Genomic DNA, 18,940 nt, shown 5'->3' on the forward strand with positions numbered 1-18,940 from the left:
AAGTGGTGACGATATATCCAAATGTTCAAGAAACAAAAGAATTAATTAAGCAACTAGTGTCAATTCCAAGTCCTACGGGATTTACCGCAAATGTTATTCAGTATACAGAGGAATACTTACAAAAGTTAGACGTTAAAACAAAACGGATTCGGAAGGGTGGGTTACTTGCAACGATTCCTGGCGCCAATGATGAGGAGCACCGCTTTCTGACTGCACACGTCGATACACTTGGTGCAATGGTAAAAGAAGTGAAGAGCAATGGACGTCTTAAATTAGATTTAATTGGTGGTTTTCCATATAACTATGTCGAGGGAGAATACTGCAAAATCCACACTTCTAGTGGCAGCGTGTTAACAGGTACCATTTTAATGCACCAAACCTCGGTTCATGTATATAGAAATACAGGGAAGACAGAACGAAACCAGGATAATATGGAAGTACGAATTGATGCTGAAGTTGATAATGCCGAAGCGGTTCGTAATCTTGGCATTGAGGTTGGAGATTTTGTTTCTTTTGATCCACGTGTCGAGCTTACTGATAATGGCTTTATAAAATCGCGTCATTTAGATGACAAAGCTAGTGTGGCCATTTTATTACAGGTTATAAAGAGGCTTAAAGAAGAAAATATCACTTTACCATATACAACACATTTCTTAATATCTAATAACGAAGAAATAGGGTATGGTGGTAATTCAAACATTACTCCAGAAACAGTAGAATATTTGGCTGTGGATATGGGAGCGATGGGTGATGGTCAGTCAACTGACGAGTATACGGTATCGATTTGTGTAAAGGATGCATCAGGCCCTTATCATTATGGCTTCCGTCAACGATTAGTACAATTAGCGGAGAAACATGGTATTGGTTACAAGCTAGATATTTATCCTTATTATGGATCAGATGCATCAGCTGCTATTAAATCAGGTCACGACATTGTCCACGGATTAATTGGTCCAGGAATTGATTCTTCCCATGCATTTGAGCGGACACATGAAAAGTCACTTATCAATACGGAAAAATTAGTATATCAATATGTGTTATCAGAAATGATATCGTATTAATTGGAAAAAGGCATGCTACTTATAGGATGCCTTTTTTAATGGATGAAAATTATTCTAAAATAGAAGTGTGACTTTTTTGAAAAGACCACGCATTTGAGTGGAAGTTAATGGTAAAATGAATTCATACAGTAATAAATGGTTACTTTAGAAACATAATGTTATAGCAATAAGAGGTTAGGACTAGAATTCAAAGTGAATCTACCTATATCAATGTGAGAAGAGAAATTTAAAAAATGTCTATAGATCAAAGAAGGAGGAGATTTTATGTTGGGTTATTACAGTAAGCTTTCTTCAGAGGTATATGATATTGATAAATATATTGGACTTTCATTCGGGGATGTAGAATTTTATAGTGAAAGAATAGAAGATTGTACAGGAAATATTTTGGAGCCTGGAGTTGGCACGGGTCGAATTCTAATTCCATTATTAGAAAGAGGCTTCAAGGTAGACGGATTTGATGTTTCAGAAGAAATGTTAACCATTTGTAGGCACAATTGTGACATAAGAGGACTAAATCCAAACGTATTCAAAGCGAATATGGAGTCTTTCTCATTAGAAGCAAACTATGTAGCTATTATTGTACCAACTGGAACATTCTTACTTTTACATAATAGAGAAGATTCGCTAAGAGCATTAAAAAATTTCTATTACCATCTTCAAGATGGGGGAAGACTAATTATAGACATCTTTTTACCGAATGACTTAACGACTACCAACGTAACGACAAGAACTTGGGAAACAAACGATGGGGGTATAATCACACTAGAGAGTAAATTAGTTGAAGTGGACGCTGTTAACCAATATACAATTACACATAATCGTTACGAGAAATGGCAGAAACTGATTCAAACTGAACTAGAGCGATTTCCAATTCGATGGTACGGGGTAGAGGAGTTTAAACTGATTTTAGAGCAGATTGGATTTAAAGATATTATCATTTCAGCAGATTATACGCACGGACAATACCCTACGAAATCAAGTGAAATAATTACGTTTGAAGCTGTCGCGAGTAAGGATTAACCAATTTATTTCGCATATATTTGTAGGTATGGAAAGATATAACTACAAAATAAAATGAGTAGCCAACCTGTGGCTACTCATTATTTTATAATAGGTAATAATAGATACACAAAAAGTGAAATAGGCTACCTATTAATATGAAAATATGAAATATTTCATGAAAGCCCATATGTTTAAATTCAAGAAACTTTGGTTTTAACCAATAAATGACGGCACCTACCGTATAGGATACCCCACCAAGGATTAAGTAAGTCATTCCAATAGGGGAGATGACATCCACTAGTGAAGGGCTAAAGAAAACAATGAGCCAGCCCATTAATACATATATTGCGGTTGATAACCAGCGAGGTGCTTTAAACCAAATTAATTTATATAAAACACCTAATAAAGCCAGTCCGTTTACAATTGAAAAAATTACCCAGCCAAAAGTCCCACCGAGACCAATCAAACATATAGGAGTATAAGTTCCAGCAATTAATACAAAAATCATAGAGTGATCAATCTTTCTTAAGAAAGCAATAATATGATCTTTTGCTACTACCATATGATAGGTCGCTGATGCGGAATAGAGTAGAATTAAGCTTATACCAAAAATAATAACCGCTGCAATGGCAAGTGGAGAACCACTATCAATAGAAGCTTTAACTACCATTGCTAATAGTCCAACAAAAGAAAGTACAGCTCCAAAAAGATGAGTAAATCCATTAATCGGTTCGCGAATATAGGTTTTCATGTTAACAACACCCTTTAACGTAGTTTTAATAACTACATATTACAATACACTCATTTCACCATCTAGTCAAGGTTTACTTTTTAACTAATTGTAAAGTATAATGAAGAAAAATGATGATATAGAGGGTTTTGCTATTGGAAAATATAGATAAGTTACTAGAAGAATTACATTTAGATAATCAATTATTGCTAGAAGAAATGCCTGATTTAGGATTGTATATGGATCAGGTTATACAGATATTTGAAAGTAAGCTGGAAAAGTCGAAACGTCATGAGCAAGAAAAAGTATTAACGAAAACGATGATTAATAATTACGCGAAGGGGAAGCTACTCTTTCCGATTCAAAATAAGAAATACTCGAAGAACCATCTTATCCTAATAAGCCTGATATATCAGTTGAAAGGCGCACTTTCCATTCATGATATAAAGGTAACGTTAAATAAATTGAATGGAAAAATAATGGAAGAGGATTTTGATGTAGAAAAGATCTATCGAAGCTACTTAACGCTTTCACAAAATAATGTTGAACGATTTCTTGGGGATATTAAAGAATGTCAAGACGAGGTATCTCAGGAAGTATCAGAATTAGAAGATGTGGATTCTGATTACTTAGAGCAAGTGCTTTTAATCTCTTCGTTAGTCAATATGAGTAATTATTACCGTAAACTAGCAGAGAAATTAGTGGATGGTCTTCCACGAGTAAAGGAAGAAAAAGAAAAGGTAAAAGATAATAAGAAATAAGGATTAGAAGGTGAAAAGTATGAAGCTAAGTATACTAGATCAAGCACCAATTGCTCAGGATACAACCCCGAAGGATGCGCTTTTTCAATCAGTACATCTGGCCCAACTTGGTGAACGGTTAGGATATCACCGCTACTGGATTGCTGAGCATCATGATCTAAATGGACTAGCATGTCCTGCACCAGAAGTTATGCTAGGAGCTATCGGCATGAACACCGATAGAATTAGAATTGGAGCAGGGGCTGTGTTACTACCGCACTATAAGCCGTTTAAAGTTGCTGAATCATTTAATCTGCTTGCTACCCTATATCCGGGTCGTATTGATTTAGGTATTGGACGCTCTCCTGGTGGATCTGCAGAAGCCTCCATTGCATTGTCTGGTAACTTTTTGGAAAATGTACGTAAAATGCCAGAGGAAATAGATGAGTTGTTACACTTTTTATATCAAGATTTTCCTAAGGACCATATGTTTTCAAAAGTAAAACCAACTCCAGTACCAGACTTAGCGCCAGTACCATGGCTTCTAGGTACTAGTGATAAGAGTGCTGTCTTAGCAGCTAAAAAAGGAATGCACTATGCATTTGGTCATTTCATGAGTGATCAGGATGCTGCCCCGATCCTTACTACATATCGAAACATATTCAAAGAGGAGTATCCTGATAAGGAAGCAAGAATTATAATGGCGGTTTCTATATATTGTGCTAAAACCACAGAGGAAGCAGAGCAGCTTGCACTAGAGAGCTTCATGTGGGGGAAATTGAAGAAGGTTATGACTGCTTTATCGCAGGAAGAACAAGAAGAATTTCATGAAGCTCGCCAAAAAATGATTATTGGAAATCAGGCTGAAGTTAAAGAGGCATTAATGGAGCTTCAGGAAGTCCATATGGTTGATGAATTCATGATTCTAACCAATACTCCAAGTTATGAAACAAGAAATAAGTCATATGAGCTTATAGCAGAAGCGATACTAGACTAGTATATTGATTTTCGTGAAAAATGTTTTCGAGTGACGTTATTTCACGATAATACATAAGGGATAGGATTTTCATAATATAAATAAAATCATTAGAAGATAAACCAAATGATAATGATGACGAGTTCATACGAATCCGTACCTTGACTAAAGAGGGGACAGTATGGTGAGGCCTCTCTCCATAAACAAGCCCCACCTCACTACGCGAAGGCTAGGAAGACACTGCGAAGGTCCTTTCTGAGCAGATGTCGCCCTGGTGCTGTGGGGAAGTGCTAGGAAGACACTGCGAAGGTCCTTTCTGAGCAGATGTCGCCCTGGTGCTGTGGGGAAGTGCTAGGAAGACACTGCGAAGGTCCCTTTCTGAGCAGATGTCGCCCTGGTGCTGTGGGAAAGTACTAGGAAGACACTACAACGATAGTCCTTGAGTAGTTAATCTCGGATATCTACTTCCCGAGTAAAGTCATTTCAGTCATTTTGGTTTTTCTTCTGTTTTATTCTCGTTTTCTCCAATTTCTTCTGTATGCATCTTTTCATTATCTACTGTTTTATTACCTTGAATGGTAGCGAATACTATTACAGCAAATTTCAGTATATCAATTAATACACCAGTGATAATGGCTATAAAGATAATGGTGAAGTTATGGGTTAATCCAAAAATTAATAGCCCAACTAATCCAAAAAAGATTGTAAAAAGATAATAAGTTACATAATCCTCATATTCGGGACTAGTTTTGTAGTTAGCTTGTTTCAATTAGACCATCTCCTCCATTTTTATATTACCATAATATTCAAACAAATAAGCGGTCTTTTAGTAAGTAACTTGTAGTTCTGGGTAGAACGTATAGATTTCATAAGTGTGCATATTTTGCGAAGATGTATATTTATAGTATTAGATGCCATAACTATTGGTAAGCAATAATAGGCTTATGGATATTTACGCAATTATTACATAGTTAATTATCGCAGCAGTGTTATTACTATTTGGTTGGTCATTTATTGGAAAAAGGTTCAGTAAGTAAATTGTCATAATATATCAAAGACTAGTATTTCTGTTCGTAAATATTTTGTAGTTATATGTCAAAAATAAAAATTTCTCGGGAAATATATAACGAACACGTTACTCTCATTTTAGTAATGTGTTCGTATTTTTTAGAGAAGATTTGATATATATACTTAAAGTGAAATATGGCGATAAATTTGACTACAGCAAGTCTTTTACCACATTTTAAACTTCATCAAATAAGTACTTCACTCTCATTTCTCGTTTCTATCATTAGCACTATTTCACACCCGTCTTAGTACCTAGTACTATTATTTGAAATCTATTTGTAACATAACAATAATACTTATGAAATTAAGTGATGCTATAATTCTATTTAACTAATACTAGAAATAATAGAGTAGAAAGATACATAAATAGACTTAGTAGACTAGTCGGATGTCTAGAAAGTGAGGAACGAAATGAGAAAGTCTTTCATTACCCTAGCAACAGTAACAGTAGTTGGTTTAACAAGTAGTTTCGCCATCAATACTGTTTATGCAGAAACGGACTTACAGAACAAGAAAGCAGAGGTTCAAAACGAGCGCTCAGAAGTTGAAAGTAAATTGTCGAAAGCTGAAGCGGAAGTTGCGGAAGTACTAGTAGAATTAGATGAGCTTAATGAAGAAATTAAGCAAGTTGAAAAGGCCTTGGAATCGAACCAAAAAATGATTGATGATACCAATGATCAGGTTAAAACTACTGAAGATGAAATCGCTGAACTAGAAAAAGAAATTGAAAAACGTTCTGAAATTCTAAGTAACCGAATGGTTAACTACCAGAAGAATGGTGGTAATATTGGATTCTTAGATGTGATTTTCGGATCTCAAAGCTTTACAGATTTTATTAGCCGCGTAACAGCAGTGAATAAAATTACGTCATCAGATCAAGAACTTATTAACCAATTAGAATCGGATAAAGTAAAAGTAGCTGAAAAGCTAGACGAGTTATCTGAGTTACAAACAGAATTAGCTGGTATGCAAGAAACGATTTTAGCTCAAAAAGAACAAAACGATGCTAAAAAGAAAGAACTAAGTAAAAAAGAAAAAAGTATTCAGAAAAAGATTGAAGACTTAGAACTAGAAGCAAGTCAACTAGCATCAATTGAAGCACAAGTAAATCGTGAGATAGCTGCCCAAAGAGCCGCATCCAATCCAGTTGTTGCTTCAAGTGGAAACAACAACTCTACTAAGTCTGACGGTTCATTGACCCAATTAAGTAAGAAAACGGAATCTAAGCAAAGTGCACCTGCTACAGCTAGTAATGCAGCACAAGTAGCGATTAATGCTGGCTATCCTCATTTAGGAACTCCTTATGTATGGGGTGGAAAAGGTCCTGGTGGATTTGATTGTTCAGGATTTGTATCATGGGCTTATGCACAAGCAGGAGTTTCACTACCTTCTAGCACTGCCGCAATGCAGTCAGTGGGTACTAAAGTTTCTTACAGTGATGCCCGACCTGGTGACATAGTTTTCTTTGATACATATAAGACTAATGGACACGTAGGAATTTATTTAGGAAATGGTAAATTTATTGGAGCGCAAAATTCAACAGGTTTAGCTGTTGCGGATATGTCTTCAGGGTATTGGAAAGATCATTTTAAAGGACATGTACGCCGAGTAGCAAATTAATTAGTATGATAACAAGGTCAAACTTTTTATGTGTAATGAAAAGTTTGACCTTTTTTTGTTCGTAATCGTTTTTGTTTCAAGAATAATATAGATGGAATGTAGAAGAATAATCCTTATCTAATGAAATCTTCAAGTAGGAAAGGATAAATTATGAGAAAACATTCCTATCACAATTCAGTATTTTATGTGTCAGGATCGATAATATTATTACTGGTGTTATTAGGGGCGTTTTTCCCAACACGTTTTGGCGAAGTTGCACAAGTGTTATTTCGTTTTACGACGATTAATTTTGGGTGGCTATATTTATTAGCCGTTTTTGCTTTCATCCTATTTTTAATCACATTATCTATTAGTAAATATGGAAAGATTCGATTAGGCCCACAAAATTCGCGCCCTGACTATCCATTTTTCACTTGGATTGGTATGTTATTCTCAGCTGGATTTGGATCAGGTTTAGTATTCTGGGGTGTCGCTGAACCGATGTCGCATTTTTTTATAACACCATTTCCTGAATTAGGGAGTAAGTCGGAAGAAGCAGCTAGAGTGGCTATGGGGTATTCTTTTTTTCATTGGGGGATTAGCCAATGGTCTGTGTTTGCTGTTGTTGGCTTAATTATTGCTTATAACCAATTTAAAAAAGAAAAGAATGGGCTTATCTCAACAGCTATACGACCAGTTGTTGGGAAGAATAAGATAGTTGGCAATGCAATTGATTCCTTTGCTGTAATTGCAACGGTTATGGGGGTCGCAACATCATTAGGACTCGGTATTCTTCAGATGACAGGTGGAATTTCCAGTACGTTTGGCTTTGCAAATTCTACGTTTCTTCAATTAATTATTGCCCTTGTTATGTTAGTATTATATTTATTATCCTCCAGCACCGGGTTAAATAAGGGAATAAAATGGTTAAGCAATATTAACTTAGGTATTGCCTTGTTACTATTATTGTTTGTTTTCTTTGCAGGTCCAACAGTATTTATATTAAATTCTTTTGTACTTGGTTTAGGAGATTATCTTACCAATTTTATTCAATACAGTCTTCGCTTAACACCTTATCAAGGTGGAAGCTGGGTTCGAGATTGGACTATATTTTATTGGGCTTGGGCTATTGCATGGTCCCCTTTTGTAGGAGCGTTTGTTGCGAGAGTCTCTAGAGGAAGAACCATACGCGAATTTGTAATTGGGGTGCTTTTTGTACCTCCTGCAATAGCCTGTTTATGGGTTGCCACATTTGGTGGTACAGCACTGTATAGTGATTTAAATAATGGTACCAAAATTGCTGAAGCGGTCAATGAAGATGTTGCGGTAGCGCTATTTGAAACTTTTGGGGTGATACCACTTTCCATTGTCCTAACAATCCTATCTATTTTGTTAATCTTTACCTTTCTCGTTACTTCTGCTGATTCTGCTACTTACATTTTAAGTAGTATGACTTCCAAGGGTAGCTTGAACCCTGCATTATTCGTAAAGATAGTCTGGGGAGTATTAATTACTGCAATTGCCGTTGTGTTGCTAATATCAGGGGGATTAGATGCGCTACAAACAGCATCCTTGATTTCAGCCTTACCGTTCACGATTGTATTAATTTTGATCGTGATTGCCTTTATAAAGCTTCTAAAAGCAAATCAAACAAATAAGAGAGACGGAAAAGAATCTTAGCAGCTACTTATCTATAGTAGCTGTTTTCTTTGGCTTAAAATAGCTCGTTACGATAAATGTAGTACAACCGCCAACGATCACTACTATTGCAGAGTAAAATATCTTTGTTTCTGGAATCACAATAGAGCCAAAAAGGATTACCAAACTATCAATCAGAAGAATAATTAGCCCAACATTAATGGTGGTTATGTTGGCTACAATTAATGCTAATAAATCAGACCCTCCGGTGCTAATATTATTAATCAACATAATGCTTATCCCAATTCCAATCATTATCCCAGCACAAATACTACTTACCCAAACAGGAGTGGACGAATCCGGTGGGAAAGAGCGGAAGAAGTCAATTAGAAAGGAAGAAACTAATAGTCCGTGTACGCCATTATAAAAGTAATCCCGATTATAATAAAATGCAATGATATAAAGAGGGAAACTTAATATAATAATTGTTAAGCCCGGTGGAAAGTCAAAGGCATATTTCCCAATTAAGCCAAGTCCAATCATTCCTCCATCCAGTAGGTGATGTGGAATAGCAAAAAAGTTAATGCCAATCGCTATAAATAGACTACCAACTATAACTGCTAATGCTTTCTGAATCAAGTTAAAAACCACCTCATCTTAGCCTTCGTCTTATTGTATGAATGACTTGTCCATATGATGAAAAGTCTAAATATAATTTTGTAGACTGATTGTTTTATATAGAATATAATTATCCTAGGGAGGTAGGTGATTCTGATGGGAAGGTAAACGTATTGCTTTTTAATTGGACTTTTGTAGATGAATGGATGTCCCAGAGGATGGATCATCTGCGAAATAGAACGGTATAATTTAAAGACAAATCAGGAGGTGAAATCCTCCGTATCTAAAGATACGAGGATACTAATTGGATATAGTTAACTTACTTTTGGTTGCTGCATTGATTCTTTTAACTGCATTCTTTGTAGCAACCGAATTTGCCATTGTGAAGGTCCGTTCTAGTCGAATAGACCAATTGATTGAAGAAGGCAGCTCGAGGGCGGCTAGCTTAAAAAAAATCGGTGACAATTTGGATGCTTATATTAATGTATGCCAAATTGGGATTACGGTGACGGCATTAGGACTTGGTTGGATTGGGAAAAGTTCTATAGAAGAAGCCTTTCATCATTTTTTTGAGAATATTGATTCGGCTAGTTTAGCTGGTTTCTTATCATTTATTATTGCCTTTTTCATCGTGCTATTTTTCCGTGTTGTAATCGGCGAATTAGTTCCGAAGGCGATTGCAACGAATAAAGCGGAGCCAATTGCTTTATTTGTAGCAAAGCCTTTATTATTAGTTCGATTTATTTTATATCCTATTACGTTCATTTTAAATATCACTGCAAAATTAATAGTTCGTTTATTTGGATTAAAATCTATACAAGAAAACGATGCCCATTCAGAGGAAGAGCTACGGTTAATCCTTTCTGAGAGCTACAAAAATGGTGAGATTAATAAAGCTGAAATGATGTACGTGAACAATATTTTTGAATTTGATGAACGTGTTGCTAGAGAGATTATGGTTCCACGTACAGAAATGGTGTGCTTTTTTAAAGAAGATAGCTATGAAACCAATATAAATGTTATCCGTGATGGTCAATATACTCGTTATCCGGTAGCGGATGGGGATAAGGACCATATTATAGGATTAATTAATATAAAAGAATTATTTACTGGTCATATTACAAGCGAAAAAGAATCCATTGAACCACATATTCGTCCAATTCTTCACGTGTCGGAATCTACACCGATTAAGCAAGCCTTGTTAAGAATGCAAAAGGAACGAATTCATATGGCAATAGTTGTGGATGAGTATGGTGGTACTGCTGGTTTAATCACGGTTGAGGATATTCTAGAAGAAATTGTTGGTGAAATTCGTGATGAATTTGATGCAAACGAAACACCAATGATTGAAGAATTAGAAGACGGATCTATCTTAGTAGATGGTAAAGTGTTGTTATATGAAATTAATGAGTACTTTGACTTTGACTTAGATGAAGAGGAAGTAGATACCATTGCTGGTTGGATTATCAATCATACAGTTGAAGCAAGTGTAGGATCGACGGTGGAGCATGAAGGTTACCGATTTATCGTGGAAGAAATTGACGGGTATCAAGTGAAGAAAATACGCATCATTCGACCTGAAGAATCTACATCTGATACGGAAGATGATGTTGAGGAATAGAAGATTTCGGAATGCACTGTGAGGTTAATCACAGTGTGTTTTTTTATTTGAATTTAATTCTGCCGCGGGGTTTTACTTCCGAGGTCGCGGAGATTGCTGCTTTTTCGCGCGAGTTACTCTCCATTTCGCGCGGGGACTCTCATTTTTCGCGCGACTTCACTTCTATTTCGCGCGGGTATTCTAACTTTTCGCGCGAGGTTGGACCTGTCGCGCGAAATTTATCCATTGCCGCGCGATATTCTCCTTCTGTCGCGCGAAATTTTTCTAAGTCGCGCGATTTTCCCCCTATCTCGCGCGAAACTTATCTACTGTTATAGGATAAATCTTTCGTAGTACCAAGTTAAACTGGGTAATATTATCTGTAAAAGGATAGGAATGTTCCCAACTATTATGTAAAAAATTAGTAAAACATGTTATAATAACATTAATTATCTAATAATTGTAATTTTTAGGGGGATTTAGAGAATGGAGAATATAAGTTTAGCAAAAGAAGCATTAAATCGTGTAATCTATGGAAAAGAAGATGTGATTGATTTGCTATTCACTGCTTTATTTGCTGGGGGGCATGTTTTATTAGAAAGTGTTCCTGGAACAGGTAAAACGAAGCTTGCGAAAAGCTTTGCAAAGGTAATGGATGGTCAGTTTAGTCGTGTACAGTTTACTCCAGATGTATTACCAAGTGATGTTACGGGTATTCGCTTCTTCAACCCAAAAACACAGGAATTTGAATTACGGGTAGGACCAGTTGTATCGAACGTATTGCTCGCTGATGAGATTAACCGCGCTACTCCGAAAACGCAATCTAGTTTATTAGAGGTAATGGAAGAGTACCAATCTACTATTGATGGTGAAACAATAAAAATTGAGTCTCCATTTATCGTAATCGCTACGCAGAACCCGGTAGAAAGTAATTATGGAACATTTCCGTTACCAGAAGCACAGTTGGACCGCTTTTTATTTAAAGTAAACATAGGATACCCAACAAAAGAGGAAGAAAAGGAAATTCTATCCAACTACCGTACAAACGATCCATATGACGCCATTCATGCTGTATTATCACTAGAAGAAATTCGTACGATCCAACAAGAAATTAAACAAATCATGATTTCAGAAGTAGTAAATGATTATTTACTAGATTTAGTGCATGCTTCTAGAAATCATCATGAAGTGGAGTTGGGAATTTCTCCACGTGGAATGCTTGCGTTGATGCGTGCAAGTCAAGCTCGTGCTTATTTGCAAGGAAGAGAATATGTAACACCTAATGATATTAAGACGCTTATCCCATATGTTTTCGAACATCGTCTAATATTAACAATGGAAGGCTCCATAAAAAAGACTGCAGAACAAGTAGTAAACGAAATATTAGAAGCAGTTCCAGTACCAGTTGAAGAAGGGGCAGTTTCACAATGAGGTGGAGGAAGGAGGCGGGAACAGGGGATTCCCGAAGCTTTGAGTATATTCTTCTAGCCGTATTGGTGTTCTTTATTATCGGTGTTATCTTCCGTTCTGCTGTAGTCTTTATTGCTGTTGGTATTTTTGCAGCATATTTAATAGGGTATAAGATTTATGATAAAAGCATTGTAAGAAGCTTAAACTTAAAGAATAATACAAGAACGATTAAGCTATTCCCTGGAGAAGAAGAAAGCTTTACTTTTGAAATCGAGAATAGATCTATGTTTCCACTTATCAATGGGGAATTTTCTTTTCAAATTGGATCAGCTGTTAAAGCATATACACTAGCGAAAAAAGATAAGGATTATTGGAAAGAGTTACAGCTACCACTTTCTATCATTCAGAAGAAGAAAACCGTATTAGAATTTCCGATTCGAGCAGAGCAACGAGGTGTAGCTAGAGTAAAAAATATTACATATGATTTTCCGCACCTGCTTAATTTTAGTAGAATGCGATTGCGTTATTATGATTTTTATCAGACCGAATTTATTGTGTATCCGAAATTATTGCCAGTCAATGGGGTTAATGCGGTATTTCATATGATGCCTGGGGATAGCAGATTGAATTACTCTCCATTTGAGGATGTACAAAGTCCATTAGGGACACGTGACTATAGTTACAGTGACCCATTTCACAAAATTAACTGGAAAGCTACTGTAAAAACACAAAAAATGCAGACCAATATTTATGAAAAGGTAGTAGATCGGACATTTGTGTTTATTGTTAACCTAAGTACAGAAAACGATAAAAATATGGTGAGTTTTAATAAAAACTTAGAAAATCTACTATCCTATACAGCATATTTAAGTGAATATGCGACAAAAATGCGTATACCTTTTGAAATCTATATTAATGCTAGAAAGCCTGGTAAGATTCCATATGTTCACTTACATGAAGGAGAAGGAAAAACACATTACATGCATGCTTTAGAAATGCTAGCGCGGATACATAAGCAGGCTCCTATCCTACCATTTAATAACATGATGTTTCATATTGGAAAGCAATTTATAAAACCGAAGACAATTATTTTTATCGGTGACCTTACAAGTGGTTCCATGGAAATGATGAGTTCATGGAAACAAGTGCAAAATAGTATCTATCAGGTAGTGGCGGGAGAAGGAGGAGCTACTATTCGGCCTGTGGCAAGGGAGGCAATGAAAAATGCAACATAATCATCCACTTATTGCCTATGCTTACCAATTTATGTGTGAAGCAATTCTAATCTTTATGGTTTTCTTGCCAGTCCTTTATCATCGGTATTTTTTCGTTCCATATTGGAGTTATTTGGGGATTATTACGTTAATCTGCCTACTTTTTACTTTTCTAACATGGAAGAATGCAAATAGGCTTATTTATTTTCTGATGGCACCTATTGTTTTTGTCGCATTTTACTTATTAGACTATCCATTCTTAATTAGTATTCTCTTTACTGTTTCACTTATATGGAGTTATGTATTTATTAGAAAGCAACAAGTTGTAAAGAGAGAGTCGCTGTATATATTATTAACTGTGATTGCGACTATTTATGTAAGTATATTCGTTCATGACAGTGAAATGATGATCTATCCATTCCTACAATTTGTTTTGTTGTTTTTGGGGTATATTGCTAGTCATTTGGTGCATGTTGGAAAAAATGATAGAAAGGATATCGATCGAAAAATACCGTTCTACTTTCTTTGTCTATTAGTTGGTGGTGCAGTGTTATTTTTCGTAGCTTATCCTGCTCTTCGCTATATGACAGTTGCAATCTGGACTGGAATAATTAACTTAGTTGGAGGTACGATTCTTGGTTTCTCTAATCTACTAAGCTTTTGGCAAGTGGAAAAGCGAGGATGGCCAGAGCAGACACCAGATGAGGCCAAACATGGTGATGGATATTATAATGAACTACCAGAATATAATGTAATAGAAGAAATTTCCGGGATCGTTGTATTAGCGGTCGGGCTACTGTTAATTCTTGTTCTCGTGTTAGTTATATTTTCTATATTAAAAAATCAAGTGAAGAATCGTTTAGACAAAACACCAGTAGACGTTGGAAAACCACAAAGTCCGATTCATATACATCGAGAGGATTCAGAAGAAGAGAACTTGCGAAAACCACTATTGAATCGTAAAAAGCAGTTGCCTGATAATCCTATTAGAAAGATGGTCTTTCAATTTGAAAAAAAAGCTGTTAAATACAACAAGGGTAGAAAACCGTACGAGACCGTTGAGGATTGGTTTCATCGTGTCGGGATAGATGCTAATTTTAATATATATCAACAGGTTCGCTATGGAAACCAGCTAGTAAATGTAGAGGACCAACAGATATTAAAGAAGCAATTAAAGATGGTGGAAGATGTTCTTTTTGATAAAAAATCGTTACGGAGATGACAACATTGCACGTAAAACAGTTTTATGTAACCTATGCATACCATTTTATGAGTGAGGCAATCATCATATATTTAGTGTTATTACCATTTTCTTACTCTTATTATGAGAATGTTTCGATGTGGAGCTATCTAGGAATTACTATAGGGGTTGCCTTGGTGTATTCTTTCGTCTCTAAATATATAAAAAATTATGCACCATATTTGACTTCATTACCATTTCTACTCCTACTATTTTATTTCGTCGGCTATCCCCTACTAGTAAGTATTATATTCTCAGTATTATTCGTATGGCGGTATATTGCCATTCGAAGTAATGCATTTATTGGAAATGAAGCAACTTACGTCGGAGCGACCATTTTGCTTAGCTTGCTTGGATTATTTATTACACGTAATTTTGAAGTAATTAATTTTCTTATTGTCCAGATTGCTATTGTTCTATTAGGCTATATTCTAAGTCATTTATTCGTTATTGAAATGGAAAAACGAAGAGCAATAAATCGTTCAGAATGGTTTAAATGGGGGAGTTTTTTTGCCATCGTAATTGGAGCAGTTTATATGTTATCAGACTTGCTGACAACGATGGCAGCAAGTCTATGGAGTGGGTTAGGTAATGTATTAACTATATTGGTCGGAGGTATAGCTCGCTTTTTTGAATTCCTTGGATTAAGTGCTTTCTTTAATAAAGGAATTAATGAAATGGAACCTATTGAAATAGGTGGTTTTGAAGAAGAAGAAGCGGGGGAAATGCCTGTTTTCGAACAGCATGAAGGTATTAGTATGGATATTATCATGTTTGTCTTGCTGGGAATTATTATCATTGCCTTTGTCATAATCTTATATAAAGCAATTAAGGAAAGAGCAAAAGATGTGGAGCATGATGAAGCTTTAGGATTTGAAATTAGAGAGGAAGCATTAGCTAGTTATAAGAGTAGTAGTAATAAAGGAAATAGGAAAAAAGGAAAAAAACCAGGTAATCCAATTAGGAGATTAGTTTATGATTTTGAGAAGAAAGCAGCTAAATTAGACCTTGCAAGGCTACATCATGAGTCCATTGAAAATTGGTTTCATCGTATAGGGCTAGAAGCGGATCTACAAGTTTATCAAAAGGTTCGATACGGGGACTTAAACACTTCAGCAGAAGAAGAACAAGAATTAAAAGAAACATTAAAGCGATTTGCACAGTACTTAGAAACGCACAAGGAAAATGAACTAGAAAAAGAATGATAAATATGGCATAATATAAATAGAAAGTTTTCTAGGGTTCCGCCAAATTAGGGTCTGGTCCGAGAGAAAACGCACGAAAGTGTACACGGAGGGACAAAAGCCCGGGAGGATATCGATGATATCTTCACCGGGCTTTTTCATATGGAGCAGTCACCTATAAGCAATGGATGTCTTACAAGCATTCTGGTGCTTTTCTTAAGGAGAGGATAATAGTGAATAAGTATTGGAATTTAGTATGGCTAGGTGTGTTATTTGAGATTGGTTGGGTTGTCGGCTTAAAGCATGCCAATACAGCGTTAACATGGGGATTAACCATCATAGCTATTTACATCAGTATGCATGCACTAGTAGTTGCATCGAGTAAATTACCGACCGGTACTACTTATGCTGTATTTACTGGAATGGGAACGGCAGGAACCGTATGTGTTGAAATGGTTGTATTTGGGGAACCTTTTCAGCTCATAAAGGTAGGATTAATTGCTTTACTATTAGTTGGTGTTATTGGCTTAAAAGTAGTCACAAAGCCAGTTGATAAGGAAGGGGAGCCATCATAATGGAATGGATATATCTTGTTATTGCAGGTGTTGGAGAAGTAGTTGGTGTTACCGGGATTAGCCAAGTCAATAAGAAGAAAAGTGTTGCGAGTTTTTCGATATTGATTGGTGGTTTTTCCTTAAGCTTTATCTTTTTAGCTATCGCGATGCAATCGATCTCTATGGGGACAGCATATGCCATTTGGACCGGTATCGGTACTGTTGGTAGTGTTTTAGTTGGGATGATTTTTTATCATGAATCAAAGGATTACTTACGGATTCTATTTATTTGTATGGTACTTACTGCAGCAATTGGATTAAAGCTGATATCCTAGCATAAATAGTGTGATGAAAACAGCTAAAATAGTAATCAGTAAGGATGTCAAACTATACGCTACGGCTGTTTTGTAGTTCCTTGAAAGTAGTAATTGAATGACTTCATTTCCAAATGTGGAGAAGGTCGTATAAGCACCACAAAAACCTATGCCGAGTAAGGACCAAAGAGCTTCCGTTAATACATGAATAGAATAAAAATAAATCGTGATCGCTAGTAAAATGGAACCGGTAATATTAGCGATCCAGGTGCCAATCAATCGTTTATTCAGTTTTTGAGAAATATAAAAACGGAGGATGCTCCCTATAAATCCTCCTAAACAAATAAACACGATATTCATATTGATTCCTACCTTTTAACATGAGCAACTCGATATCCGATATAACAACATAGTAACCCACCGCCTACGCTGCATAGTACATAGGTGATAGCGAGTAAATAGCTTTGATAAACTAGTTGGATTGTTTCTACTGCAAAAGTAGAAAAGGTGGTAAAAGCACCAATTAATCCAGTGCTAAGTCCTGTGAATACAATAGTTGACAGTCTACTCTTGATGAATGCATTGTGAAGTAGATAGCTTAGAAAGAAGCAGCCAATTAAATTGGCCAGTAAGGTGCCAAAAGGGAATAGATAGGCACTAGTAAATAGCACTGAAACCATATACCTACCTAAAGCTCCGAGCATGCCACCAATGCCTACAGCAAGATAAAGCTTTATACGGTTTGGCATTCTGGGCATAACCCGTAAATCTCAAATTTATGGTCTTCAATTTCATAGTTAGATAGGGATCTTCTAACATCATCCATTGGACATACTTCAATCTCTTTTGTCTTCCCACAATCCTTGCAAATAAAGTGGTGATGATGGTGACTAGCACATTTCATACGAAAATGCTTCTCACCATTTAATTCTGTTACTTCTAGTATACCAACTTCATTATACAAGTGTAGGTTACGATAAATGGTATCAAAGCTAATACCCTCATAGGTTTCTTCTAAATGCTGTATCAGCTCTTTCGCTGTACGATAGCCATCAGCATTTTCAAAGTAGCTTAAGATATCTTTTCTTTTTCCAGTAGTTTTATAGCCTTTTTCCTTTAATAATTCAATTGCTTCCGAGGTATTCATTGTTTAGCCCCCATTTTTGATTCTTGTAGTCGTTTATAGGCGATGCTTAATAGTAATATTATAATCGCTACCATAACAATGGTACCACCAGGTGGGATATTTAAATAATAACCTGAGATTAATCCTATCATAACAGCTAATTCACCAAATGCAATAGCTAAAAACATCATCTGTTTAAAACCTTTAGCAATGCGCATGCTAGCAGCAACTGGTAAAGTCATTAAGGCAGATACTAATAATACACCTACAATTTGAATGGAAGCAGCAATTACTAGAGCAGTTAAGATTATAAATAATAGATGTATTTGTTTCGAGTGAATTCCGGATACCTTTGAATGTTCTTCGTCAAAGGATAGCGTAAATAGTTCTTTGTAAAAGATTGTAATAATAAATAATACAAAGACAGTAATAATTAAAATTGTAAAAAAGTCTGATTTACTAACAGCTGATGCAGAACCAAAGAGGTAATTCATCAGTTCCGTGTTAAAGCCGTCCGCTAAAGCGATAAATATAACACTTAATCCTACTCCCCCAGAGAGGATAATTGGTATTGCAATTTCTTGATATGCTTTATAGACACTGCGTAATTTTTCTATAAAGATAGAACCAAGTACGGAAAAAAGTAATCCACCATATAATGGTGGTAGCATGTAAAATGCAAATTTCTTTTCAATAAATAAAGAAAAAGCAATTCCTGATAGTGTAACATGGGATAAAGCATCTGCAATCAATGATAGCCTTCTAACAACAATGAAGGTTCCAAGAAGTGGTGCAATAATTCCAATCAAAATCCCAGTTAAAAAAGTTTGTCTTAAAAAATCATATGTCATTAAATCTGCTATCAT

The 18,940-nt window shown here is 35.8% G+C and carries 20 protein-coding genes and 1 riboswitch; of the genes, 13 read left to right on the plus strand and 7 right to left on the minus strand.

Annotation, left to right across the window (positions count from 1 at the left end; translation table 11 throughout):
• The first annotated feature begins 5 nt into the window (after positions 1-5).
• Positions 6-1,061 carry a M42 family metallopeptidase gene (locus MKY78_RS15885; protein WP_339214078.1) on the plus strand — a complete coding sequence of 352 codons (1,056 nt, stop codon included), beginning with the start codon at positions 6-8 and terminating at the stop codon, positions 1,059-1,061.
• Positions 1,062-1,325: 264 nt separating this feature from the next.
• Positions 1,326-2,081 carry a class I SAM-dependent methyltransferase gene (locus MKY78_RS15890; protein WP_339214079.1) on the plus strand — a complete coding sequence of 252 codons (756 nt, stop codon included), beginning with the start codon at positions 1,326-1,328 and terminating at the stop codon, positions 2,079-2,081.
• Between the two features lie 85 nt (positions 2,082-2,166).
• Here the strand turns inward: MKY78_RS15890 and MKY78_RS15895 are convergent, their stop codons facing one another.
• Positions 2,167-2,814 (minus strand): hemolysin III family protein, encoded by a 648-nt coding sequence (locus tag MKY78_RS15895; RefSeq protein WP_339214080.1) that lies wholly within the window; start codon positions 2,812-2,814, stop codon positions 2,167-2,169.
• A 134-nt stretch (positions 2,815-2,948) separates the two neighbouring features.
• On the opposite strand from MKY78_RS15895, the gene MKY78_RS15900 reads away from it, so the two are divergent.
• Both MKY78_RS15900 and MKY78_RS15905 read left to right on the plus strand, forming a co-directional pair.
• The gene (locus MKY78_RS15900) at positions 2,949-3,554 is read left to right on the plus strand and encodes a DUF1836 domain-containing protein (protein WP_339214081.1); all 606 of its coding nucleotides are present in this window, start codon (positions 2,949-2,951) and stop codon (positions 3,552-3,554) included.
• A gap of 19 nt (positions 3,555-3,573) precedes the next feature.
• On the plus strand, positions 3,574-4,530 hold the full coding sequence (locus MKY78_RS15905; protein WP_339214082.1) for an LLM class flavin-dependent oxidoreductase: 957 nt from the start codon (positions 3,574-3,576) through the stop codon (positions 4,528-4,530).
• Positions 4,531-4,996: 466 nt separating this feature from the next.
• Here MKY78_RS15905 and MKY78_RS15910 read toward each other — a convergent pair whose 3' ends face one another.
• Complete coding sequence (locus MKY78_RS15910) at positions 4,997-5,278, minus strand: hypothetical protein (RefSeq protein WP_339214083.1); 282 nt, start codon at positions 5,276-5,278, stop codon at positions 4,997-4,999.
• Between the two features lie 710 nt (positions 5,279-5,988).
• Here MKY78_RS15910 and MKY78_RS15915 point away from each other — a divergent pair.
• Complete coding sequence (locus tag MKY78_RS15915) at positions 5,989-7,197, plus strand: NlpC/P60 family protein (protein ID WP_339214085.1); 1,209 nt, start codon at positions 5,989-5,991, stop codon at positions 7,195-7,197.
• 150 nt (positions 7,198-7,347) lie between these two features.
• Positions 7,348-8,856, plus strand: coding sequence for a BCCT family transporter (locus MKY78_RS15920; protein ID WP_339214087.1), 1,509 nt, complete (start codon positions 7,348-7,350; stop codon positions 8,854-8,856).
• 3 nt (positions 8,857-8,859) lie between these two features.
• Here the strand turns inward: MKY78_RS15920 and MKY78_RS15925 are convergent, their stop codons facing one another.
• The gene (locus MKY78_RS15925; protein ID WP_339214089.1) at positions 8,860-9,453 is read right to left on the minus strand and encodes a YitT family protein; all 594 of its coding nucleotides are present in this window, start codon (positions 9,451-9,453) and stop codon (positions 8,860-8,862) included.
• A gap of 283 nt (positions 9,454-9,736) precedes the next feature.
• Here MKY78_RS15925 and MKY78_RS15930 point away from each other — a divergent pair, with 283 nt between their 5' ends.
• The 7 genes from MKY78_RS15930 (at position 9,737) to MKY78_RS15960 (ending at position 16,969) form a co-directional block, all read left to right on the plus strand.
• On the plus strand, positions 9,737-11,053 hold the full coding sequence (locus MKY78_RS15930) for a hemolysin family protein (protein WP_339214090.1): 1,317 nt from the start codon (positions 9,737-9,739) through the stop codon (positions 11,051-11,053).
• A gap of 465 nt (positions 11,054-11,518) precedes the next feature.
• A complete protein-coding gene (locus MKY78_RS15935) occupies positions 11,519-12,463 on the plus strand; it encodes a MoxR family ATPase (protein WP_339214091.1) in 945 nt (314 codons plus the stop codon).
• Entirely contained in the window at positions 12,460-13,677 is a 1,218-nt protein-coding gene (locus tag MKY78_RS15940; RefSeq protein WP_339214092.1) for a DUF58 domain-containing protein, read from the plus strand. The genes MKY78_RS15935 and MKY78_RS15940 overlap by 4 nt, the downstream gene beginning before the upstream one ends.
• Positions 13,667-14,878 carry a hypothetical protein gene (locus MKY78_RS15945; protein ID WP_339214093.1) on the plus strand — a complete coding sequence of 404 codons (1,212 nt, stop codon included), beginning with the start codon at positions 13,667-13,669 and terminating at the stop codon, positions 14,876-14,878. Before MKY78_RS15940 ends, MKY78_RS15945 begins: the two co-directional genes overlap by 11 nt.
• Entirely contained in the window at positions 14,875-16,101 is a 1,227-nt protein-coding gene (locus MKY78_RS15950; protein WP_339214095.1) for a hypothetical protein, read from the plus strand. The genes MKY78_RS15945 and MKY78_RS15950 overlap by 4 nt, the downstream gene beginning before the upstream one ends.
• Positions 16,102-16,121: 20 nt before the next feature.
• Positions 16,122-16,211: riboswitch (guanidine-I (ykkC/yxkD leader) on the plus strand.
• A gap of 102 nt (positions 16,212-16,313) precedes the next feature.
• The gene (locus MKY78_RS15955; RefSeq protein WP_339214096.1) at positions 16,314-16,655 is read left to right on the plus strand and encodes a multidrug efflux SMR transporter; all 342 of its coding nucleotides are present in this window, start codon (positions 16,314-16,316) and stop codon (positions 16,653-16,655) included.
• The gene (locus MKY78_RS15960; protein WP_339214097.1) at positions 16,655-16,969 is read left to right on the plus strand and encodes an SMR family transporter; all 315 of its coding nucleotides are present in this window, start codon (positions 16,655-16,657) and stop codon (positions 16,967-16,969) included. The genes MKY78_RS15955 and MKY78_RS15960 overlap by 1 nt, the downstream gene beginning before the upstream one ends.
• On the opposite strand, the gene crcB is transcribed toward MKY78_RS15960, so the two are convergent.
• The 4 genes from crcB to MKY78_RS15980 are packed head-to-tail and all read right to left on the minus strand — an operon-like array spanning position 16,952 to position 18,940.
• Entirely contained in the window at positions 16,952-17,308 is a 357-nt protein-coding gene (gene crcB, locus MKY78_RS15965; protein ID WP_339214098.1) for a fluoride efflux transporter CrcB, read from the minus strand. The genes MKY78_RS15960 and crcB overlap by 18 nt on opposite strands.
• 8 nt (positions 17,309-17,316) lie before the next feature.
• Complete coding sequence (locus tag MKY78_RS15970; RefSeq protein WP_339214099.1) at positions 17,317-17,697, minus strand: CrcB family protein; 381 nt, start codon at positions 17,695-17,697, stop codon at positions 17,317-17,319.
• Positions 17,682-18,095 carry a Fur family transcriptional regulator gene (locus tag MKY78_RS15975; RefSeq protein WP_339214101.1) on the minus strand — a complete coding sequence of 138 codons (414 nt, stop codon included), beginning with the start codon at positions 18,093-18,095 and terminating at the stop codon, positions 17,682-17,684. Before MKY78_RS15975 ends, MKY78_RS15970 begins: the two co-directional genes overlap by 16 nt.
• Complete coding sequence (locus MKY78_RS15980) at positions 18,092-18,940, minus strand: metal ABC transporter permease (RefSeq protein ID WP_186870959.1); 849 nt, start codon at positions 18,938-18,940, stop codon at positions 18,092-18,094. The genes MKY78_RS15975 and MKY78_RS15980 overlap by 4 nt, the downstream gene beginning before the upstream one ends.

Source organism: Ornithinibacillus sp. FSL M8-0202 (assembly GCF_037975285.1).
GTDB lineage: Bacteria > Bacillota > Bacilli > Bacillales > Amphibacillaceae > Ornithinibacillus > Ornithinibacillus massiliensis.